This is a genomic window from Ligilactobacillus sp. RTP31139st1_D10_RTP31139_211217, from assembly GCF_040226755.1.
GTDB lineage: Bacteria > Bacillota > Bacilli > Lactobacillales > Lactobacillaceae > Ligilactobacillus > Ligilactobacillus animalis.
Map to the genome: position 1 here is coordinate 101,972 of NZ_JBCOAR010000002.1, position 21,004 is coordinate 122,975.

22 protein-coding genes and 1 other annotated feature are annotated in these 21,004 nt (G+C 41.7%); of the genes, 1 reads left to right on the top strand and 21 read right to left on the bottom strand.

The genetic code is table 11. The annotated features are described in order from the left end of the window. Positions 1-6: 6 nt before the first annotated feature. From ABT996_RS01670 to ABT996_RS01720, 11 genes are all read right to left on the bottom strand, one after another. Entirely contained in the window at positions 7-444 is a 438-nt protein-coding gene (locus ABT996_RS01670; protein ID WP_010688742.1) for a cell division protein SepF, read from the bottom strand. Positions 445-461: 17 nt separating this feature from the next. Continuing rightward, positions 462-1,718 carry a cell division protein FtsZ gene (gene ftsZ / locus ABT996_RS01675; protein WP_035448954.1) on the bottom strand — a complete coding sequence of 419 codons (1,257 nt, stop codon included), beginning with the start codon at positions 1,716-1,718 and terminating at the stop codon, positions 462-464. A gap of 26 nt (positions 1,719-1,744) precedes the next feature. Beyond that, on the bottom strand, positions 1,745-3,091 hold the full coding sequence (ftsA, locus tag ABT996_RS01680; RefSeq protein ID WP_035448953.1) for a cell division protein FtsA: 1,347 nt from the start codon (positions 3,089-3,091) through the stop codon (positions 1,745-1,747). 152 nt (positions 3,092-3,243) lie between these two features. Continuing rightward, positions 3,244-3,954 carry a cell division protein FtsQ/DivIB gene (locus tag ABT996_RS01685; RefSeq protein ID WP_010688738.1) on the bottom strand — a complete coding sequence of 237 codons (711 nt, stop codon included), beginning with the start codon at positions 3,952-3,954 and terminating at the stop codon, positions 3,244-3,246. Between the two features lie 151 nt (positions 3,955-4,105). After that, complete coding sequence (murG, locus tag ABT996_RS01690) at positions 4,106-5,200, bottom strand: undecaprenyldiphospho-muramoylpentapeptide beta-N-acetylglucosaminyltransferase (RefSeq protein WP_010688737.1); 1,095 nt, start codon at positions 5,198-5,200, stop codon at positions 4,106-4,108. Between the two features lies 1 nt (position 5,201). Further along, a complete protein-coding gene (murD, locus tag ABT996_RS01695; RefSeq protein WP_035448951.1) occupies positions 5,202-6,572 on the bottom strand; it encodes a UDP-N-acetylmuramoyl-L-alanine--D-glutamate ligase in 1,371 nt (456 codons plus the stop codon). Positions 6,573-6,593: 21 nt separating this feature from the next. After that, positions 6,594-7,556 (bottom strand): phospho-N-acetylmuramoyl-pentapeptide-transferase, encoded by a 963-nt coding sequence (gene mraY, locus ABT996_RS01700; protein ID WP_035448949.1) that lies wholly within the window; start codon positions 7,554-7,556, stop codon positions 6,594-6,596. A 33-nt stretch (positions 7,557-7,589) separates the two neighbouring features. After that, positions 7,590-9,737: a penicillin-binding transpeptidase domain-containing protein gene (locus tag ABT996_RS01705; RefSeq protein ID WP_035448948.1), complete on the bottom strand. Its 2,148-nt coding sequence runs from the start codon at positions 9,735-9,737 to the stop codon at positions 7,590-7,592. Continuing rightward, positions 9,734-10,102, bottom strand: coding sequence for a cell division protein FtsL (gene ftsL, locus ABT996_RS01710; RefSeq protein ID WP_005920947.1), 369 nt, complete (start codon positions 10,100-10,102; stop codon positions 9,734-9,736). The genes ABT996_RS01705 and ftsL overlap by 4 nt, the downstream gene beginning before the upstream one ends. 13 nt (positions 10,103-10,115) lie before the next feature. After that, on the bottom strand, positions 10,116-11,063 hold the full coding sequence (gene rsmH / locus ABT996_RS01715) for a 16S rRNA (cytosine(1402)-N(4))-methyltransferase RsmH (RefSeq protein ID WP_035448946.1): 948 nt from the start codon (positions 11,061-11,063) through the stop codon (positions 10,116-10,118). A gap of 206 nt (positions 11,064-11,269) precedes the next feature. After that, positions 11,270-11,647: a DUF3397 family protein gene (locus ABT996_RS01720; protein WP_035448944.1), complete on the bottom strand. Its 378-nt coding sequence runs from the start codon at positions 11,645-11,647 to the stop codon at positions 11,270-11,272. A 197-nt stretch (positions 11,648-11,844) separates the two neighbouring features. Here ABT996_RS01720 and ABT996_RS01725 point away from each other — a divergent pair, with 197 nt between their 5' ends. After that, positions 11,845-11,961 (top strand): DUF4044 domain-containing protein, encoded by a 117-nt coding sequence (locus tag ABT996_RS01725; protein ID WP_035448942.1) that lies wholly within the window; start codon positions 11,845-11,847, stop codon positions 11,959-11,961. A gap of 50 nt (positions 11,962-12,011) precedes the next feature. Here ABT996_RS01725 and ABT996_RS01730 read toward each other — a convergent pair whose 3' ends face one another. From ABT996_RS01730 to ABT996_RS01775, 10 genes are all read right to left on the bottom strand, one after another. Beyond that, the gene (locus tag ABT996_RS01730) at positions 12,012-12,941 is read right to left on the bottom strand and encodes an alpha/beta hydrolase (RefSeq protein ID WP_035448940.1); all 930 of its coding nucleotides are present in this window, start codon (positions 12,939-12,941) and stop codon (positions 12,012-12,014) included. A 17-nt stretch (positions 12,942-12,958) separates the two neighbouring features. Next, positions 12,959-14,422 carry a cardiolipin synthase gene (gene cls / locus ABT996_RS01735; RefSeq protein ID WP_010688727.1) on the bottom strand — a complete coding sequence of 488 codons (1,464 nt, stop codon included), beginning with the start codon at positions 14,420-14,422 and terminating at the stop codon, positions 12,959-12,961. 69 nt (positions 14,423-14,491) lie between these two features. Further along, the gene (locus ABT996_RS01740) at positions 14,492-15,310 is read right to left on the bottom strand and encodes an amino acid ABC transporter substrate-binding protein (RefSeq protein WP_010688726.1); all 819 of its coding nucleotides are present in this window, start codon (positions 15,308-15,310) and stop codon (positions 14,492-14,494) included. Between the two features lie 14 nt (positions 15,311-15,324). Then, positions 15,325-15,963, bottom strand: coding sequence for an amino acid ABC transporter ATP-binding protein (locus ABT996_RS01745; protein WP_010688725.1), 639 nt, complete (start codon positions 15,961-15,963; stop codon positions 15,325-15,327). Between the two features lie 12 nt (positions 15,964-15,975). Further along, the gene (locus tag ABT996_RS01750; protein ID WP_035448939.1) at positions 15,976-16,623 is read right to left on the bottom strand and encodes an amino acid ABC transporter permease; all 648 of its coding nucleotides are present in this window, start codon (positions 16,621-16,623) and stop codon (positions 15,976-15,978) included. A gap of 60 nt (positions 16,624-16,683) precedes the next feature. Then, positions 16,684-16,917 (bottom strand) — a binding site (T-box leader). 56 nt (positions 16,918-16,973) lie between these two features. After that, entirely contained in the window at positions 16,974-17,780 is an 807-nt protein-coding gene (gene minD, locus ABT996_RS01755; protein ID WP_010688720.1) for a septum site-determining protein MinD, read from the bottom strand. Then, positions 17,781-18,443 (bottom strand): septum site-determining protein MinC, encoded by a 663-nt coding sequence (locus tag ABT996_RS01760; RefSeq protein WP_010688718.1) that lies wholly within the window; start codon positions 18,441-18,443, stop codon positions 17,781-17,783. 19 nt (positions 18,444-18,462) lie between these two features. Then, positions 18,463-18,981, bottom strand: coding sequence for a rod shape-determining protein MreD (mreD, locus tag ABT996_RS01765; protein ID WP_035448937.1), 519 nt, complete (start codon positions 18,979-18,981; stop codon positions 18,463-18,465). A gap of 11 nt (positions 18,982-18,992) precedes the next feature. After that, entirely contained in the window at positions 18,993-19,841 is an 849-nt protein-coding gene (mreC, locus tag ABT996_RS01770; protein ID WP_035448935.1) for a rod shape-determining protein MreC, read from the bottom strand. Between the two features lie 94 nt (positions 19,842-19,935). Beyond that, positions 19,936-20,940: a rod shape-determining protein gene (locus ABT996_RS01775; RefSeq protein ID WP_004049006.1), complete on the bottom strand. Its 1,005-nt coding sequence runs from the start codon at positions 20,938-20,940 to the stop codon at positions 19,936-19,938. Positions 20,941-21,004 lie beyond the last annotated feature (64 nt).

A 21,004-nucleotide genomic window follows, 5' to 3' on the forward strand; every position in this document is an offset into this window, starting at 1 on the left:
TTCTCCTTAATTATACTTATAATCACCATTACGCATCGTATCAGTTAAGTTGCCCTCAACTTCAAAGTCATGCGGAGTACATAAAAAGATCTGTTCACCGATGCGTTGGATCTCACCATCGACTGCAAAAACTACGCCTGAAAGAAAATCAACGACACGATGTGCTTGTTCATCATCGATCCTTTGAAAATTAACGACAGCTGCTTGCCCAGCTAAAAGCTTGCTAGCGATCGCTTTAACATCAGAAAAGATCCGAGGTTCAAACAGCATGATCTTCTTTTCAAGCGGCCGACGTTCATTGTGCAAAGCCATTACGTTTCTCTCATCTCGACTTTCAGTGGTAGCCTTAGATTCTGGATAACTTTCCTCACGTGGCTCTTCTTCGTAATTTTCAAAATCATCATCTGCGCTGAAGAAACTACTGAGTTTGCTTGAAAATGACATTTTTCAGCCTCCTTGTCTTAATGACGACGCCGAGTAAAGAATGGTGGATTATTTAGATCGTCTTCGTCACTACTTTGTTCAGCTGAAGAATTGGAACCAAAGACGTTAAAATCCTTCTTCTCAACATTTTGAAATTCAGTTTCACGTTGTTGGGCTGCTTTTCTTGTACCATTGATCTCGCGTGAAAGATCCCAATCACCCAATGGATCATTATTTTGCGCTGGGCGTGCAGCCGTGTTGTTTTCTGGTGCACTTGGCGTTGGCGTGTTGAACGTCCGTGGTGGTACAACTTTAGATGTGCTACTTTCTTTTTTCTTTTTATCGATCCCAGTTGCGATCACGGTCACGACTACATTATCTTCCAAGGATTCGTTGATCGAAGTCCCAAAGATGATGTTGACATCACTTGTAGCCGCTTGGGAAACAATATCTGAAGCAGCTTGAGCTTCAAATAAGCTTAGATCTGGACCACCGGTAATGTTTAACAAGACTTGTTCTGCCCCATCGATCGAAACTTCGAGCAATGGTGAAGAGATAGCCTTCTTAGTTGCTTCTTCGGTCCGGTTTTCACCATTAGCGGAACCGATCCCCATCAAAGCAGAACCTTGATTTTGCATCACGGTCTTCACATCAGCAAAGTCCAAGTTCACGTAACCTGGTGAGGTGATCAGATCAGAGATCCCTTGCACACCTTGACGTAACACGTTATCTGCTTCTTGGAAAGCTTGTAACATCGGTGTTTTCTTATCAACGATCTCGAGCAAGCGGTTGTTAGCAATGATAACTAAAGTATCAACATGCTCTTTCATCTTGGCTACACCTTCAGCAGCAAAACGAGCCCGCTTTGGCCCTTCAAAACTAAATGGACGAGTTACGACCCCGACCGTCAAAGCACCTTGTTCTTTAGCGATTTTAGCAATGATCGGTGCAGCACCAGTACCAGTACCACCGCCCATACCGGCCGTGACAAAGATCATGTCGGCACCACTCAAGGCTTCCGCTAAAGCTTCTTCACTTTCTTGGGCCGCCTTACTTCCGATCTCAGGATTAGCCCCTGCACCCAATCCACGAGTCAATTTAGGCCCTAATTGGATCTTTGTTTCAGCGTTAGAATTCTTCAATGCTTGCACATCTGTGTTTGCAACGATAAATTCCACACCTTTAACGTCATCAGCGATCATACGGTTGACCGCATTACCACCAGCGCCACCAACACCAATAACTTTAATTGTGGCACCATGTTCCATTTGATCTGCGTCTAATGAAAATTCCATTCTATATTCCTCCATCTCCTAATCTTTTAGTCAAAGAATTTGTCAAATATCGCCTTGAATCGATCCATTCCCTTAGGTTTATCATCTTTCTTTTTATCCTTAGGTGTATCATACTCATCAGCTACCGGCTCAAAATCAGGCTTGATATCTTGTTGCTCATCTTCATCGAGCTGGTTTACTTTTGGTTTACTGATGAATTCTTGACCGTCGAGCGTTCGTCTGACGATCTGATCGATCTCATTTTCTTGCGTGACGTATTCTACGATCCCGATGACCTGTGCAAAAGATGGGATCCGTAAATTCATCTCTTGAGGAATAAAGACTTTAACATTGACCCCAAAGATCTTTTGGGCCAATTCTTTGACACCTGGTAAGGCTGCTAAGCCACCAGTTAATACGATCCCCCCAGGTAGCTGTAAAGCATTGATCCGATCTAGATCAGCTTTTAGCTTACCAAAGATCTGCTGTAAGCGCGCTTCAATGATCTGAGCTAGATACTCTTCAGTGATCATCTCTGGCTCTTGTTGTCCCACAACAGTTACTGGGAAAGTATCTTCATTTGAAGCTAATGTTTCATCGGCATAGCCATAATTGCGTTTTAAGATCTCAGCATTCTCGATCGAAGTATTCAAGACGATCGAAATATCACGGGTCACATAATCGCCACCCTCTTGATCGACATAAGTGTACTTCAATTGATGATCGTGGACTACAGCAGCAGTCGTTTGACCACCGCCAAGATCGATCAAGATCGCTCCAAAGTCCTTTTCGCCATCGGTCAAGGCAACTTGCGATAATGCAAGTGGGGCTACGATCATATCTCTGACCTTTAACCCTGCCCGTTCGATACATTTACGAGTATTATGTAAGATCGTCTTGGGACCTGTGTACATTACCCCTTGCATCTCTAATCTGACGCCGACCATCCCTCGTGGGTCTTGGATCCCATCAAAGCCATCAACGATAAATTCATCTGGAACAATATCGATCACATCGCGTTCAGGTGGTAAATTTTGGACCAAAGCAGCCTCGGTCACACGCCGAACATCAATGTCACTGATCTCTTTAGAGTTACCGTCTTCGTTTCCGATGGCGATCATCCCTTTACAACGCTCTATTTGAAGCATATTAGCTGGAACACCAACGCTCACCTCAGAAATTTGAATATTTGCCTTTTCTTCGGCTTGTTTCACAGCTTCTTTTATCGCCTTAACAACTTGGTCAATATCAACGATCACTCCACGATTGAGACCGGCAGAACGTGTATTACCGTAACCGATTATGTTGATCTGGTCTTTGAGATACTCAGCTATTATGACTTTAATCGAAGTCGTACCGATGTCTATGCCAACATAGATACTAGAGTTTCCCATCAATTTGCCTCCCTTATGATTTTAATAATGTTCTCATTGTTTATTATTTAAATTCAATAGGTTAATTTTAACACAAAAATATATTAATTGGCTACTTGTCAACCCCTCAAAATAAAAAATTTAGTTCACAATATTTTAGTTATTTCTAATTCTTAATTTTTAGGGTATGAAAACGCCCCAACTTCAAGGTCAACGATGCCTTTTTGATCCATTTTAGTCGCGATCTGAGGGTAATATTCCATCTTCTTTGTCAACGTCGAAAGATCGGCGATGACCTCATTGCCATCATTCATGTAAAGCTTGATCCGGTTTGGATTTACTTTAGATGGGTCATAATGGATCTCTGAGACGGACTTTTTCAATTCAGTCGGTAGTTCTTGCACTTTTGTGACTGCTAATTTCAACTTGGCCTTATCTTTAAAAGCATAAAATACGGGGTAACTGCCCTTGACTGAAGGAGTTCCTTCACTCAAAGGTTGACCAGTCGTTCCGATCTTATAATACTTATTATTCCGATAAATATAACCAACTTGGGGCTCTTCTTTTACGTCGATCACCACATTATTAACATTTACATAGCGCAATGTTGCCTGTTCGACTAAGCCTACTTTGTTCTGGATCTTATTCTCGATTTTGCTAGCATTGAACCACACATTGAACAGGGATTCATAGTAATGGAGTCCACTGGCTTTGATGACTGCCACGCGTAACTGCTTATCATTTGAATCAACTGTCACTGATCTAACACGACTGATCGGCAAGATCAAACAAAGCGTCAATAGTGTCATTATCGAAAAAAAGACTAACGGAAATAACGCTTGTTGACGCAATGCTTTTTTACGCTGTTCAGTCAGCCGGATCAATTTGCCATTGAACAGATCTTTGGCTGGTGGTTTTGGCTTTGCTTGACCGCGTTTTGCTTGTTTTTCGAGCCATGGTTGAAGTTTCTGATTAGGGACAACTGGCTTCTTTTTCTTCCAAAATCTGATCCTCTTCAGCCCCTCTCACTAACTACTAGTTTAGTAAATCTTCCATCACCTTGATCAAACGATCAGCTGCATCCGGTACCCCTGCTTTTTTAGCATTAGCCGCCATTTGTGCTTGCTTTTGTGGATCAGCCATCATCGCTTGGATATTTTCAAATAAGACCTTGCCGTTCAACTCACTTTCCTTGATCATCAACGCCGCACCTTTGTTTACTAAACTTTGAGCATTTTTAGTTTGATGATCATGTGTGACATATGGGCTAGGGATCAAGATCGTTGGGATCCCTAAAGCAGTGATCTCGGCCAAACTGGTGGCTCCAGCACGACCCACGATCGCATCGATCTCGGGTAAGATCGATGGCATGTCAGCAATATAAGGCTTGATCACTACATTTTTAGGCAGGTCCTTGACACGGCTATCTTCCATGATCTTATCATAATGGACGCGTCCCGTCACAAATAATACTTGATAGGGTTGATCTTTGAAATATTCGATCGCTTCTATGCTAGCATTGTTGATCCCTAAAGCCCCACGTGAACCACCAAAGATCAAGATCGTCTTTTTGTTAGGATCAAGCTGGTATTCGGTCGCCAAACGACCCGTTGGTTTCATCGTTGCTACTTGTTGAGCTCGTGGATTACCGGTAAAGACAACTTTTTTAGCTGGAAAATCAGCTCTCACATCATCAAAACAGATCCCAACTTTATCAACATAGTGACTCAAGAATTTATTCGTCACACCCGCAACACTATTTTGCTCGTGAATGATCGTTTTGACTTTCATTTTAGCAGCCGCATACACCACTGCCCCACAGACATAACCTCCCGTACCGATCACAACATCTGGCTTGAATTCTTTGATGATCTTTTTAGAGTCATGCACGCTCTTTAAAAAGAGGTACACCGTCTTAAAGTTTTCAGGTGAAAGTGAACGTTTAAATCCTTGGATCTCGATCGTTTTAAACGGGATCCCAGCATTGGGAACGATCTTACTCTCTAATCCCTTAGTTGTCCCGACATACAAGACTTCTGTGTCAGGTCGTTGTTGTTTGATAGCTTCGATCAGTGCTAGCGCTGGGTAGATATGACCACCCGTTCCGCCACCAGATACTAATAGTCGCATACTATTCATCCTTTTTTTCTAAATTTTCTACTGTTTCGATAAATTTATCGCCACGTTCTTCAAATGTCTTCCATTGGTCCCAACTTGCACATGCTGGTGACAATAAGATCGTATCACCTGGTCGACTGAGAGCATAGGCTTTAGGCACAGCGTCGACCGCATCTTTAGCCTCGACGATCTGTTCTAAGCCCGCCTGTTTTCCGGCTTCTTTCAATAAGTCTTTAGTCTCACCAAAGACGACTAAAGCACTGACATGTTCCTTTAGATATGGTACTAAACGCTCAAAGGTAAAGCCACGATCTAGCCCACCAGCTAACAAGACAACTGGGGTTTTGAAACCAGCAAGTGCCTTTTCAGTTGCTTCGATATTGGTTGCCTTAGAGTCGTTATAAAACTTGCGCTCATCAAACGTTGTCACGTATTGAGTCCGATGTCTGACTCCTGAAAATGTCTGCAATACTTCAACGATATCGGCAGTTGCTACCCCCATGAGTTTAGCGACCGCGATCGCTGCCAAAGCATTTTCAATGTTATGTGTGCCAGGAACTTTGATCTCATCAGCAGGCATGATCGCTTCATCTTTGAAATACAAGATCCCATCTTCTTCATAGGCTCCTTCTTTAGTAAAGGCTGTCCGTGAAAATGGTACGACTTTTGCTTTAGCTTGTTGGCTAAGTTCACGCCATTCAGCTTGGTCAAAATTGACTACAAAGTGATCAGCTGCAGTTTGATTTTTCAACAAACGCATCTTAGCCTTGACATAATTTTCACGTGAACCATGATAATCGGTATGAGCTTCGTAAATATTAGTCAAGACCGCGATCTTAGGGTGGAGCTTAGTGATCCCAAGTAATTGGAAACTGGAGAGTTCCATGACTAAGATATCGTCAGCCGTTGCTTTTTGGGCCGTTTCGACGGCTGAGATCCCGATATTACCACAAGCATACGCCTTATTTTTATCCTTTAGGTGGTTTAACATCAAGGAGATCAAAGTCGTCGTTGTCGTCTTACCATTTGTCCCAGTAACGCCCACTAGCTCAGCTTCAGAGATCTCATAGGCTAATTCAGGTTCGGTGATGATCAAAAAGCCTCTTTTTTGGGCTTCAGCGATCAAGGGATTCGTATATGTGATCCCAGGATTTTTGACGATCAATTCCGCATCATCCAATAAAGAAAGCGGATGTGAGCCAACAACGACTTTGATACCGGCATTTTCCAACTCAGCCAAGACTTGCTTATCTGCTGGAATATTCTTATCATTTACCGTTACATTTGCCCCGAGCTCTTTTAACAGATAGGCACTGTTGAGCCCGCTTTTACCTAAACCAACGACTAATACGTTTTTACCCTTATAATCTGTCACATTTTTCATGTCTAACGACTTCCTTTGATATTAAATTATCGTCATAACTGCAATGATCGCAGCTACTAGACCAATTGCCCAAAAAGTTAGATCGATACGCCATTCACTCCAGCCACATTCTTCAAAATGGTGGTGGATCGGACTCATCTTGAAGATCCGTTTACCCGTCAATTTAAAACTTGCGACTTGTAAGATCACACTAAGCGTTTCTAAGACGAAGATGATCCCGATCACCAACAACGACAACTCTTGGTGTAAGATGATCGAAACGGCTGCCAAAGCTCCCCCTAGAGCTAATGAGCCAGTATCACCCATGAAGATCTTGGCTGGTTTATGATTGAACCCTAAAAAGGCGATCAAAGCACCGATCACGGATAAACAAAAGATCAAAACATCGTATTGTGCTTGATGATAGGCGATGATCGCATAAGCACCAAAAGCAATGATCGCTTGGCCTGAGACCAACCCATCGATTCCATCGGTCAAATTAACCGCATTTGAAAAGCCGACCAACCAAAAAAGCACAAATAAAACATAAACGAAGCCTAAAGTGACCTCATGTCCAAAGAATGAAAGTGCAAAAGGCAACTTTTCATGATGATAGACAGCTAAAAAGATCAAGCCCCCGATTATTTGGCCCAATAATTTTTGCCAAGGCTTCAAGCCTTCATTTTGCTTTTTCCATAATTTGACGGAATCGTCAAAGAAACCTAAAAAGCCATATAACAGTAAGATAAAGTCTAAGACCAAGATCTTAGGACTTAGCATGTGCAAGCCTAGTGGGACCCAAAGCCCCGTAACAATGATCGCTAAATTAAAGGTAAAGCCCCCCATCGTTGGTGTTCCCGCTTTTACTTGGTGCCAACTTGGCCCTTCTTCGCGGATCATTTGTCCTTGCTTTTTTTTGTGTGCATAGCTGATAAACATCGGTGTAAATAAAGCAGTCAATACTAAACTGCTGATCACCGGGATCAACATTTGAAAAATAGTCATGTTATTTTTCCTTCCTCTTTTTTTCTATCTATTTTATTTTAACTCAACTGTCAATTTTGTTTGCTTACTTAGCTTTTCACCAGGTGCAACGCTTTGCTTAGTAACATAGCCATTCCCCTGAACGTCTAAGTCAATACCAGTCAGCTCGGATAATTTCATCACATCAAGGCGCGACCAACCAGTGATATCTGGCATCGTCAGCGTTCCATTTGTGACTAAGATCACACGCTCACCAGTCAACATGCTCGTGCCGGCAGTCTGTGATTGTTTAACGACCTTTTTACCTTCGCCAATCACTGCTGGTACTAAGTCGCTTTGGGTCATTTCTTCACTAGCTTCTTTAGGTGACATCCCCTTCACGTCTGGGACACTGGTTTGTGCCTTTTCATCATTTGAGTCATTTGCCTCATCCAAAACGCGTTTCATCAAAGGATCAAAAATAGAAGCTAACATTCCCGTTTCACCTTGATCAGCAAAGGTCTTAGGTTGTTTCATCGTGATGTATAAAATGTATTTAGGATCATTTATCGGCGCCATCCCAGCAACAGAGAAGATATAATTAGTCTCACCACTTAAATAACCTGTGCCATTTTCGTTGGCGATCTGCGCTGTCCCAGTCTTGACCCCAACATCATAACCATCGATCTTGTAGGCCGTCCCAGTCCCGTCTTTATCAGTCACAACATCTTGCATCATTTCACGAACTTCCTTAGCAGTTGAGCTTCTGATCGATTTTCCGACTACAGTTGGTGATTGCGAAAAGACCGTCTTACCATTATTTGGGTCAACAACTTTGCTTACTAGATAAGGTTTGACCATCTTACCATTATTAGCCACAGCCGACATTGCTTGGAGCATTTGGAAGACAGTCACATTTACTCCTTGGCCAAAAGCAGTGTTAGCTTGTTCGATCGGATATTTGTATTCGATACTACCAGCTGCTTCATTCCCTAAACCAGCATTTGTTGACTTCAAAAGACCAAATTTTTTGATGTAATTTAGCCACGTCTTTTCTCCCATTGCTTGTTCGAGCTTAGCCATCCCAACATTTGAAGAACGAATAAAGCCTTCACGATAGGTGATATCACCCCAACCAGTCGTATTCCAATCATTGATCCGTTGACCGTCGATCTGATAAGAACCTGACTTAAAAGTGGCGTTAGCATTATAATTTCCACTATTGATCGCTGCTGCCATCGTCAAGATCTTCATGATCGAACCTGGTTCATAAGTATCTTCTAACAAGATATTGCGCCACATATCATTTAGCCCTTCTCCAGTCTGAGGGTTAAAGGTCGGCCGTTGACTCGCCGCAATGATCTCGCCCGTCTTGGGATTCATCAAAACAGCTGTCATCGATTTTGGCTTATAAGTTTCTTGCGCTTTATTCATCAAAGTCTCTAAATAAGTCTGAGTCCGCGTATCTAAAGTGGTATAAACATTATCGCCATCTTTAGCGGGCTTACTTTGTGATTTAGAATTAGGCAAAGTCGTCCCGCGTGAATCGATCGCGAGCTTATTGACTCCGTTGACGCCCTTTAGTTGTTTTTCAAAAACCTTTTCTAAGCCCATGACCCCAACTAAGTGAGATTGTTCATTTTCTGCTAGACCAACTAAGTGAGACGCAAAGACCCCGTTAGGATATAACCGTGCTTGAGCAGGCGTAAATTTGATCCCACTGATCTTAGCAGCTTCGATCTTCTTTTTGGTCTCCATTGAGATATGTTTACCTTTGCTACCAAGCTCAACTTGATAGAGACCATCGTCGGCATCAAAGAGCTTGAGCAGGTCATCATAATTCATCCCTAAATTTTGACTCAAGACCTTAGCAGCTTTAGTCTTTTGTGAATCTTGCAAATAATCCGGTTTACCTTCAAGGGTCTTCGCCGATTTAGATAAGACGATATAGATCGAATAAGTCGTCGTATCTTCAGCGATCGGTTGATTTTGCGCATCATAGATCGTCCCGCGTTTGGCTTTGATCTCAGTTTGTTCGGCATACATTGCCTGTGCTAATTTGGTCAGATTTTTTCCGTGAGCCGTGTGTGTCAAACCCACATAAAAAAAACGACCAATAAATGTAAGAAAGACGATGATGACGATGAAAAATAACGCTCTTCCAAAATAACTGCGATTTCGCGGGTCTTGTTTTACATTTATCTGCCGTTTTTTAGTACTCATTTGGTAACATTCCTTATGTTTTTATCATTCATTTGTAAACCAACATCCTTGGCGATCTCCATCAAACGTGTCCGGCTAGACAGTTCGCTGATCTCTTCTTTCATGTTAGCATTTGAAGTCTGTAAAGTTGAGACTTTTTGATTGATATCTTGGATCGTTGCTTGGGTCTTGGTCACGGCCGTATTCGACCAGATCACCAAACATGACATGACCACTAATAATACACCTAAAGCGATCGCTGCATTGCGCTCTTGTTTAAAATACATCCTTCGCAACTGTCCAGCTGTATTTTGTGGTTGCTGATCTAGCGTAGTTTTTACCTGTGGAGCTTGAGGTGTTTCGAGTTTTCTTACTGCTTGTGCCAAAGTCTCACATCCTTTACTTTAATTTTTCAATTGCTCTTAATTTAGCCGAGTGTGCCCGATGATTAGCTTCGAGTTCCGCATCAGACGGTAAGATTGGCTTACGTGTTATCAATTTAAATTCTGGTTCAAGTTCAGCTGGGATAATTGGTAATCCGGCAGGAAGTTCTGGTAAACTCGCTTTTTCTTTGAACATCGTTTTAACTAAACGATCTTCTAACGATTGGAACGTGATCACACTGATCCGCCCACCAACATCAAGCACTTCAAACGCTTGATCTAAGGACTCTTCCAAAGCACCTAGCTCATCATTGACAGCTATACGGACTGCTTGGAAGACTTTCTTAGCCGGATGGCCTCCCTTACGTCGAGCTTTGGCCGGGATCCCAGCTTTGATCAGTTCAACTAGTTGGCCTGTTGTTTCGATCGGTGCTTGTTTTCTAGCGGCTTCGATCCGCCGAGCGATCGATTTAGCAAATTTTTCTTCACCATAGCGCATGAAGATCCGAACTAATTCTTGGTAGGACCAGTCATTGATCACTGTTTTAGCAGTCAAAGCTTGACTTTGATCCATCCGCATATCCAGTGTTGCATCGTGTTGATAACTAAAGCCACGTTCGCCAACATCAAATTGCGGTGAAGAAACTCCTAAGTCATATAAGATCCCATCAACTTTAGTGATCTGTTGCTCGGCTAAACATTCCTTTAGATTACGAAAGTTACTTTTGATAAAGGTCAATTTCTTACTGGCTAACTCATTTTGTAAACGTTTAGTATTGTAATCGATCGCAGTTTGATCTTGATCAAACGAGAACAACCTGCCCTTATCTGAAAGCTTTGACAAAATTAAACTGGTGTGACCCCCACCACCTAAAGTACAATCGACGTAGACGCCGTCTGGTTTGATATTGAGTTGTTCAACTGCTTCCTCTAATAGTACAGTCACATGATTAAATTCCGTCATTTTCTAATTCCTACAGCTTTCATCTTTCTTGCTTCCAATGTATAACGACGATCTAAAAACGATCATCAAAATATGTATTAAATATATGTTATACAATTAGATATTACCATAGTTCTACGCTTTGAACCACAATAATAACTAACAAATTCGCGATTTTTATAAAACGTTTTAGATATTTACTAAATATTAGTCTGTTTGTACTTAACTCACATAATACCTAAAAAACTTGCGACCTGAATCAACAATAAAATAATGTACATCCCAACGATAAAAATATCTAACGTTCGCCAGTAGATCACAAAAAAACGGCGGACCCGAAAGTCATCTTCGGTATACACTAAATACACCGTCAAAACTAGACCAAAAGCACTAGCCGCAAATGCTAAAAACGGTAATAACGAAAGCCCCGTCAAAGTGACCGAAAGCCCGTGGATTCCTAACAATAACACCAACATCATAATATCGATGATCCTTAAGCGTTTAGGCCAATATTTAGCGAAATTTTTCTTTAAAAATGTCAATGCCATCCAAATGATCAAAATGACAATTGGCATGATATACCACGTTGCGATCGCTGTAAACATCACTACCATCCTCAATTAAAAATATTACCCCTATTATACCAAGCATTTTTGCTACAAATCAATTGTAGACACACCAAAAACAAGGAAAACTTAACGCTTCATCAAAAGAAACTAATAACTCACTTGTACTATGAGATTTGACAGCGACCGACCTTTAAAGGTATAGTATAGTAAAAATTGGAAAGGTGTCGAGTATCGTGAGAGAAAAAAAGAAACGCACAACATTTCAAAAGATCACCATGGTCGTTGTTTGGCTCATGTTGATCTTCACACTTGGTAGTGTGATCCTCGGCTCACTTAGTGCTTTCTTCTAAAAGTAATGATGAACTAAAAAGGAACAGCCTAAAAATTAGGTTGTTCCTTTTTAGTTCATATATTTAGCGACGAAAGCACCAACTTTTTCAGTATATACCGTTGGATCTTGGTAGTAAGACATTCCATGGGCTGCACCTTTTACGACCCATAATTCCTTTTTACCAGCACTGGCTTGATAGTTTTCATACACCATTTCCGTTGGAACGAAGCTATCTTTACTGCCGTGGATAAATAGCGTCGGCAATTTATTTTGTTTTAATTGCTCAGTTGCACTCCCATTTTTGAAATTAAATCCGATAAATGGATGAGCCATCCAACTGGCTGTTGTTAAGATCGGTTCTTTTGGCAAACCAAATTGCGCACTCAATTGTGTCCCTAATTCTTCATTGATCGATGAATAGCCACAATCTTCAACGATCACCTTGACTTGCTTAGGTAATTTTTCACCACTCATCATCATAACAGTGGCGCCCCCCATGCTCACTCCGAACAAGCCGATCTTGGAATCTTGTCCCTTTTTAGCAATGAGCTGCTTGAGCCAATTTTGATAATCTAGTCGATCTTGCCAACCAAAAGTTATATAGTGGCCTTCACTTCTACCAGCTCCGCGATCATCAGGCGCTAAGACATTGTAGCCGAGGTCATGAAACATCCGAATGTAACTTGCCATCCGCAAGCTATTTTCACGATAACCATGAGCGATCACGATCGTCTCATTGGTTGCCTTTTTAGCTGGTACATAGCGCGCTTTCAACGTCAACTTGCCATCAGCTGACTTTTCTGTCCAAGTTTGTTGCTTAGTCTGAGTCAACCAGGCCTGATCTTTCTTCAAGAGTTCGGCTTTTTTCGGTGCTGAGGCCCCTAAACTGGCTGAATCACGCACAAAAGCATAATTGACGAGATACCCATTTACCCCTACGTAGATCAACAACAATAGTCCAATGACCCCAATAATGATCTTTTTTCTGTGTTTTTTCATCTTTCTTTCCCTTTTGCCTACAAGATCGGTGATAACAATCTTGAAAAGTATTGTTTAAATTTACGCCAACGTGATTGACGTTCAAAGTATTCTGGTGTTAATTTTGTACACTTAGCTAAATCAGCTTCAAAGAGCTCCTTGAGTTTAAGTGCCAATTTACGATCATATCCAAAAGCATTAGCCTCAAAGTTCAATTTAAAACTTCTAAAATCAAGGTTAGCTGAACCAACAGAAGTGATCTGGGAATCGACGACAAATGTCTTAGCATGTAAGAAACCATCGTCATACGTGTAAACTTCGACGCCACTATCGACCAAAACTTTAGCGTAATATTCAGTTGCCCGATAAACAAAAGCGTGGTCTGGCATACAAGGGATCATGATCTTGACTTTGACCCCAGATAAGGCCGCTACGACTAACGCTTCTAACACCGAATCGTCTGGTATCAAATACGGAGTTTGGATGTAAATGTAGTCATTTGCTCCGCTGATCAGTTTGAGATAGCCCTTCTTGATCGCTTCAACTTCACTATCCGGACCTGAGGAGATGATCTGAAGACCAACATTGCCTTTTTGTCGTTGCAATGGAAACAAACTCTCTTCATATTTTACTGGTTCTTTGCCCCGAACATTTTTGATCGTTGCATTCCAATCCATCAAAAAGCGCGATTGCATGGCAATAACAGCATTACCGACAACGCGGAGATGCGTATCGCGCCAGTGACCAAATTTCTTGGAACGACTGAGATATTGATCACCGATGTTAAAACCACCGATATAGCCGATCTTACCATCAATGATCGCTAATTTACGGTGCTCACGGTAATTGATCCGGGGACTGTGGATCCAAGCTTTTTTATAAGCAAAGAATGGTTCTGCCTCGCCACCAAGTTTTTCCAATTCATCAAAGAAATGCCGTTCTTGGCCCCGTGACCCCATGCTATCATAGATCACACGGACTTTAACACCACGTTTAGCGGCTGCTTCAAGACTGGCTAAGATCTTATTACCGATCCGATCACTGAAAAAGGAATAATATTCCAAGTGCACGTGATGTTTTGCAGCATCGATATCGGCTAGTAATTTAGCAAACTTATCGTGCCCGTCATCGTAAATATCGACTTGATTATTTTTGGTCAAGATAGCTTGATCAGTCTCCAGTAACAAGCGCACCGTTTGGCGGGCTTCAGGCGTACGCAAGCCTTCTGGCAAGAGCTCTTCTTCTTGCCATTGTTCCTTTTGCAACTCAACGAGCTGATCGATCCCGAGTCGTTCTTGCATCTTGAGATCAAACATCTTTTCTTTGGAGATATTTTTACCAACTAGTAAATAGATCCCAAAACCGATCACTGGCAATAGATTGAGCACCAAGAGCCAAGCCCAAGTTGCCGTAATATCACGTTTTTCTTTAAAAACAGTGATGATTGCTGCAATAACGTTCAATAGTAAGATCACTGTCAGCACACTAACTAATGTGTCCATTATTAAATTCTACCCCTCCATTATATGATCATTAACCTAGTATACACCTTAGTTTTAAGGCTGTCAGGGTCAGTTTACATTTTCCCCGAACCATTTACGGTTCAAACGTTCTAACGTCCCATTCTCCTTTAAAACTTTAAACGCTTCATTGATCTTCTTTTGTAGGGTCTTGTCACCCTTTCGCATTCCAACTACAAAATCTTCAGACGCAAACCCTGCGTTTTCTTTCCGATAACTAGCCGGATCTTTTTTATGCGCAATATAGTAGTTGGCATAAACGCTGTCGATCAATAGTCCTTGGATGCGATCAGCATCTAGATCCATGAAAGCATTGTTGAAGGTGTCGTATTGGATCGCTTCTTTGACATATTGTTTTAAAACTTTTGGTTCATCCAAGTAGGCTTGATAGCCCGAAGATCCACTTTGTAAACCTAAGATCTTGCCTTTCATGGAACTGTCATTTACGATCTGTTGGCTTTTTTTACTTACTAAGTATTGTTCATTCTTTAGGTATGGCTGACTGAAAGCCACATTTTTAGCACGTTCATCCGTCTTGGTATAGCCATTCCAGATCAGATCGATCGTTTGGTTGCGCAATTCAGTTTCTTTCATTGACCAATCGATCGTCTGAAAATCAGGCGTGATCCCGTATAGTTTAAAGACTTCCTTAGCTAGATCGATATCATATCCAACGAGCTTACCATCTTTTTGGCGAAAACCCATCGGTACAAAACTATCATCTAGTCCGATCACGACCCGCTTTTTTTGCTCGATCTGTTGCCAAGTATCGACCGTATCGGCTCTTTTTTTGACATCATTGCAGCCCGAAACGACTAATAAGAGACTTAGACCTAAACCAAGCGCTAGTAATTTTAAATATCGTTTCATCTATCTCAATTCCTTTAATTAGCCAGTGGTTTCACACGTAAAATATCATCAGCGATCTCTTCAGCAAAATCAATATCGTGCGTAACGATGATCTGCGTCATTTTATCTTTTTTCAGATCCAAAATGATCTCTTTGACAGTATCGCGCAGACCTGGATCTAAGGCTGAAGTGGGTTCATCATAGCACAAGATCCGTGGTTTCATCGCTAGAGCGCGGGCAATCGCGACCCGTTGCTTTTGTCCCCCTGATAGTTGCCAAGGATAAAGTTCACCTTTATCACCAAGCGCTAACTTTTGTAAAAGCTCTTGGGCTTCTGCTTGCGCTTCTTTCTTATCTTTTTTTAAGACCATCGTTGGAGCTAGCATCACATTTTGTAACACGGTCAAATGCGGGAAGAGATTGTATTCTTGGAAAACCACCCCGATCACAGCATCATTGGTACTATTGACGTATGGATCAAAGGCGACCCCATCTACCAAGATCTGCCCGCTGTCGATCCGTTCTAAACCACTGATACACCGTAAAAGTGTGGTCTTACCACCACCAGATTGCCCTACGATACACAAGATCTTGCCATCTTCTACAGTCAGATCAACATGATCCAAGATCGTTCTATCGCCAAATTTTTTAGTTACTTCTTTTAGTTCTAACATGTTGATCACTCCTTATTTCCAATAACTATAGTGCTGCTCGATCTTTTTCAAAACATAAGTGAAAAAGGCCGTCATCATCAAATACATCGCGCCCACTAGCAATAGTGGCACTAAAGTCACATCCCGACTTGTCGCAACATTACCTGCGCGCAAGAGATCACCTAGACCGATCACATAAACTAAACTTGAGTCCTTGACTAAGTTGATCACTTCATTACCGATCGAAGGGATCACGATCTTGATCACCTGTGGAGCTACGACTTTGCGGATCGTTTGCCAGTAGCTCAAGCGTAAGACCTTAGCACTTTCATATTGCCCTTTATCGATCGATTGCAAGCCCCCACGAAAGATCTCAGCAAAATATGCTGTGTAGTTCAAAATAAATGCCACCAACGCAGCTTCATACCGTGGTAACACGATCCCTGTTCCTAACAGCGGAAGTCCATAAAAGACAAAGATCAATTGCAATAACAGCGGTGTTCCTCGCATCAGCCAAACATAGATACCTAATATTTTTTGAAGTATCTTAAATCGTGACATCATCCCTAAAGAAACGATCAAACCTAAAGGCAAAGAACCAACTAAGGTCCAAAAAAATACTGATAAGGTCACTCCCATCCCTGAAATCAACGAGGGCATGACTTCCATGATATAATCCATCCCAAATTCCTCCATTTTTTAACTTACTGGTAAAAGAAAAACACCCTCTTGGAAAAAATCCAAGAGGGCGTTTTACGCGGTTCCACCTCATATTTACTCCTTTCTCACAAAAGGAGTCTCAGTGAGTTAACTTAACTCAAGTGTAACGGACTTCTGACCGGATACACCTACTACTTTAGGTTCAGTGTACCAATTCACGGATGTGGTTCAAAAATGCCACCTCTATCCTTTTCAGCTCCCGGATAGTCTCTTTTTCAGGTAAACATCTTCTACTCTTCCGCTCGATATCGTTAAATAATTTTTCATAAAGATTAACATTTATCGGTAAAACTGTCAACAACAAATCTGGCTTATTTGCGTTTGAACCAAGAACTCATCTTCTTGAAAAAGCCACCTTGTTCGTCTTCTTTAAGTGTCATCAACGGGATCGTTTCACCCTCTAAACGCCGTGCGATATTACGATATCCCTTAGATGCTTCACTCTTTTCATCTAAAATAACAGGTTCGCCCTTGTTCGAAAAACCAATTACATTATCATCATCAAAGACGATCCCGATCAATTTGATCGATAAATGCCGCGTGATCTCATCAACATCCATCATTTGACCATCATGCATCATCTTCTTTTTGATCCGATTGATGATAAGCATCGGTGGTTCTTCTAAATTCTGTTGTTCAAGCAACCCGACTACCCGATCAGCATCTCGAACGGCTGAGATCTCAGGTGTCGAGACTACGATTGCTTCATCCGCACCAGCTACTGCATTAGCAAAACCTTGTTCGATCCCAGCTGGGCAATCGAGCAACACATAGTCAAACTCAGATCGTAACTCATCAACGATCTGTTTAGCTTCTTCCGGTTCAAGGGCCGATTTATCCGTATTTTGCGCTGCAGGTAACAGGAATAAATTGTCGCCAAAACGCTTGTCTTTGATCAAGGCTTGGGGTAACTTAGCTCTACCTTGCGCCACATCAATGATATCGTAAATGATACGATTATCTAAGCCCAAAATAACATCTAGGTTTCTTAAACCGATATCTAGATCGACCAGACAGACTTTTTTGCCCATCAAAGCCAAGGCTGTTCCGAGATTAGCAGTCGTAGTTGTCTTACCAACGCCGCCTTTTCCCGATGTAATAACGATCGATTTTCCCATTTAAAACCCTCCTATTTGTGTAAAAATTTTAGGCCTAAGTGTTTTTAATTCAGCAAGCGTCGTATAGCTTAAAGCATGCAGGTCATTGACATAAGCAACGACTTTATCGGCTTGCATATCTGGCTCGATGATGTCTACTAGATCACTGATCCGAACTTGTTGTGCCCGTTTAAAATTCCCAGCGATCACTGAGATCACATTATCACTATAGCCAGCATGTAAGATCCCTTCGACATTTCCTAAAACAAAGATACTCCCGGTCGCTTGCAAAATGCCACCCTTATGGATATTGCCTAAAAACAAGACGTCACCCTTGATCAACTTGACTTGACCGTTACGGATCGTATCACTATTGACATGGACGGTATGTTCTTCCATAAATTCAAGTGCATCTTTAGTATCTACCACATCAGAAACAAACTTATAGATCGAAAAACGAGGATAATTTCCAACTAATTCTTCGATCTTTTGCTTTTGTTTTGCACTCAACAAGCGTCTTTCGGTATTGACCGTAAACGAGATCTGTTTTTCTTCACCGACAGTATCAAGTTGTAGTTTTCGAAATAGGTCTTTTAATTCGGACAGCGCCTGATCAAAATCTGCATTATCACGTATGATCAGTTCATATCCGTCTTTGTAGCCCTTTAACACAGCTGCCTGCATCAGCTTGCACCTTCCTTATTTATCGAGAAGAATACTTCTCAAAGAAATTTTTGACTGGGATAAATAATAGCGAAAATACCGCCAAGTTATACGCCAGTGACGGCCCTAAAGTTTGCACCACAAAATCAGCTGAACCAGTTGTCGTCAGTCCGATCAGGGAGTTGGCCCAATATGCCAAAGCCGTAACGAGCGTAACATCTATCAGATATATTAATAGTACCACAATAAAGTTAGAAGTGAAAAAACGATACACTTCTCGGTTCAAATAAACGATCAAAGGAAAAATGATCATAAAGATCCCTAAGATCCCCGTATAGTACATATCAAAAATCAATCCAGCAATAAATGCCCATAGCATCAAACGGTCAACTTCACCATAGAAAATCGCCATCACTAGCCATAACAAGGTCAAGCGACTCTCGATCGAAATTGAACTTGTAAAAAAATACTGAGCATATAAGCTACTAAGTGTCCCATCCAAAACGATGCAGATGATCAACCCTAGAGGAAAATAATATTTTAGCTTGGAATTTGCCATCATTCTGCCCCCTAGTCTGCGCGTTTAGCCACAGTCACAACACTAAGATCTGTCATATCAGCAGCTGGCTCGATATAAACTTTTGTCGCTAACCCATCATCATCATCCGTTGTTTTGACGACTTTTCCGATCAATAAGCCCTTAGGGGTATTACCACCCATCCCAGAGGTAATGACCTCAGTATTCTTCTTGATCTTCTTCTTAGAAGTGATCTGTCCCATGATCAACTGATTTTTTTGTCGGTCATAGCCCGTGATCAAACCGTTGATCACTTCGCCATCACTTTCCAATTGGACTGCAAAACGGTTAGCCGAATCATTTTGCGTCGTGAGCAATTCAACTTTACTGTTGGTCTTATTGACTTCCACGACCCGTCCGACTAAGCCCTTACGTGATAAAACGGCAGCATTTTTAGTCACACCTGCAAATGATCCCTTTGAGATCACGATCTGATTTTGCCAAGAAGATGGTGTCCGAGATAAAACATGGGCACTGATCTTTGAATAATCAGTCAAGCTTTCATCTAATTTCAACTGTTCTTTTAATTGTTTATTTTCCTTACGTAAGGTTTGGTTTTCAACTTTATCGGCTGCCAAACTATCGATCTGTTGCTTTAATTTCTGATTTTCCTCATACGTGTTGAGTAGATCAGAAACAGAGCCACCTACATGCGCGACTCCAGCAACTGGAAAACTGATGACCCGATCAACTAGACCAAAAGCTTCATTACCAAACTGTTGCACAAATGTTGGCATCGATCGATTATTACGCACTGTGATCGAAAATGCGATCAGTAAAAAACTGATGATCAAAGCGACCAGTGTAATAACAAGTTTTTTATTGAAAAAAAACTTTTGCATAAAAAACCTCCTGAACTCGATAAGATCCGCATTAAAAATTAAGAGGCTGGACGACTAAACCCCAACCTCCTAACTTTAGACTTTAACCGCCTATTTATCTTTTCTTCATTACATCAATGCTCTTAAGTGATTCGCCTGTCCCAACAGCCACACAGTCAAGTGGATCTTGAGCCACGAATACAGGCACTTTTGTTGCTTCAGAGATCACATCTGGTAAGTGGCGTAATAACGCACCACCACCAGTTAAAACGATCCCATGATCGATCACGTCAGCTGCGATCTCAGGAGATGTTTCTTCTAATGTTTCTTTGATAGCTGTGATGATCTCTTGCACTACTTCTTGGATCGCTTCAGCTACATCTTCGGGGCGGATCTCGATCGTCTTAGGTAGACCTGTCACTAGATCACGTCCACGGATCGTTTGACTATCCAATTCCTTAGCAGCTTCAACAGAAGCAGAGGCAACGTTGATCTTTAATTGTTCAGCTGTACGTTCACCGATCAACAAATTGTAATTTTTACGTACATAGTAGATGATCGAATCATCGATCTTGTCACCAGCCATCCGAATCGAACGGCTAGATACGATCCCACCCAAGGAGATCGTTGCAACGTCAGTCGTCCCACCACCGATATCAACGACCATGCTACCAGTTGGATCCATAACTGGTAGACCAGCACCAATCGCAGCTGCAAATGGTTCTTCGATCACGTAAGCATCTTTAGCCCCTGCAACTCGAGTAGCATCGATCACAGCACGCTTTTCAACTTCAGTTACACCACTAGGTACACAGACCATGACATATGGCTTAGCAGTCTTGCTACCAACAGCTTTTTCAATATAATATTTCATCATGGAGACAGTTGTATCATAATCAGCAATGACACCGTCTTTCATTGGACGGATCGCTACGATACTTGCTGGTGTGCGCCCGATCATATCACGCGCTTCTGAACCAACAGATACGACTTCGCCAGTTTTAGTATTTTTAGCTACGACAGAAGGTTCGCGTAATACAATTCCCTTATTTTCAGCATAAACGATCGTATTAGCAGTCCCTAAATCGATTCCGATATTTTTTGTTCCGATTCCGAACACGTTGTTTCATCCCTTCGCAAACTCTAAATGAGTACTTAATTCAAGATATTTTAATTGTAACATT

What these genes read in the sequence shown, in the direction of transcription:
- ABT996_RS01670 (WP_010688742.1), bottom strand. Translation starts at nt 444, where the DNA reads ATGTCATTTTCAAGCAAACTCAGTAGTTTCTTCAGCGCAGATGATGAT.
- ftsZ (WP_035448954.1), bottom strand. Translation starts at nt 1,718, where the DNA reads ATGGAATTTTCATTAGACGCAGATCAAATGGAACATGGTGCCACAATT.
- ftsA (WP_035448953.1), bottom strand. Translation starts at nt 3,091, where the DNA reads ATGGGAAACTCTAGTATCTATGTTGGCATAGACATCGGTACGACTTCG.
- murG (WP_010688737.1), bottom strand. Translation starts at nt 5,200, where the DNA reads ATGCGACTATTAGTATCTGGTGGCGGAACGGGTGGTCATATCTACCCA.
- murD (WP_035448951.1), bottom strand. Translation starts at nt 6,572, where the DNA reads ATGAAAAATGTGACAGATTATAAGGGTAAAAACGTATTAGTCGTTGGT.
- mraY (WP_035448949.1), bottom strand. Translation starts at nt 7,556, where the DNA reads ATGACTATTTTTCAAATGTTGATCCCGGTGATCAGCAGTTTAGTATTG.
- ABT996_RS01705 (WP_035448948.1), bottom strand. Translation starts at nt 9,737, where the DNA reads ATGAGTACTAAAAAACGGCAGATAAATGTAAAACAAGACCCGCGAAAT.
- rsmH (WP_035448946.1), bottom strand. Translation starts at nt 11,063, where the DNA reads ATGACGGAATTTAATCATGTGACTGTACTATTAGAGGAAGCAGTTGAA.
- ABT996_RS01720 (WP_035448944.1), bottom strand. Translation starts at nt 11,647, where the DNA reads ATGTTTACAGCGATCGCAACGTGGTATATCATGCCAATTGTCATTTTG.
- ABT996_RS01730 (WP_035448940.1), bottom strand. Translation starts at nt 12,941, where the DNA reads ATGAAAAAACACAGAAAAAAGATCATTATTGGGGTCATTGGACTATTG.
- cls (WP_010688727.1), bottom strand. Translation starts at nt 14,422, where the DNA reads ATGGACACATTAGTTAGTGTGCTGACAGTGATCTTACTATTGAACGTT.
- ABT996_RS01740 (WP_010688726.1), bottom strand. Translation starts at nt 15,310, where the DNA reads ATGAAACGATATTTAAAATTACTAGCGCTTGGTTTAGGTCTAAGTCTC.
- ABT996_RS01745 (WP_010688725.1), bottom strand. Translation starts at nt 15,963, where the DNA reads ATGTTAGAACTAAAAGAAGTAACTAAAAAATTTGGCGATAGAACGATC.
- ABT996_RS01750 (WP_035448939.1), bottom strand. Translation starts at nt 16,623, where the DNA reads ATGGATTATATCATGGAAGTCATGCCCTCGTTGATTTCAGGGATGGGA.
- minD (WP_010688720.1), bottom strand. Translation starts at nt 17,780, where the DNA reads ATGGGAAAATCGATCGTTATTACATCGGGAAAAGGCGGCGTTGGTAAG.
- ABT996_RS01760 (WP_010688718.1), bottom strand. Translation starts at nt 18,443, where the DNA reads ATGCAGGCAGCTGTGTTAAAGGGCTACAAAGACGGATATGAACTGATC.
- mreD (WP_035448937.1), bottom strand. Translation starts at nt 18,981, where the DNA reads ATGGCAAATTCCAAGCTAAAATATTATTTTCCTCTAGGGTTGATCATC.
- mreC (WP_035448935.1), bottom strand. Translation starts at nt 19,841, where the DNA reads ATGCAAAAGTTTTTTTTCAATAAAAAACTTGTTATTACACTGGTCGCT.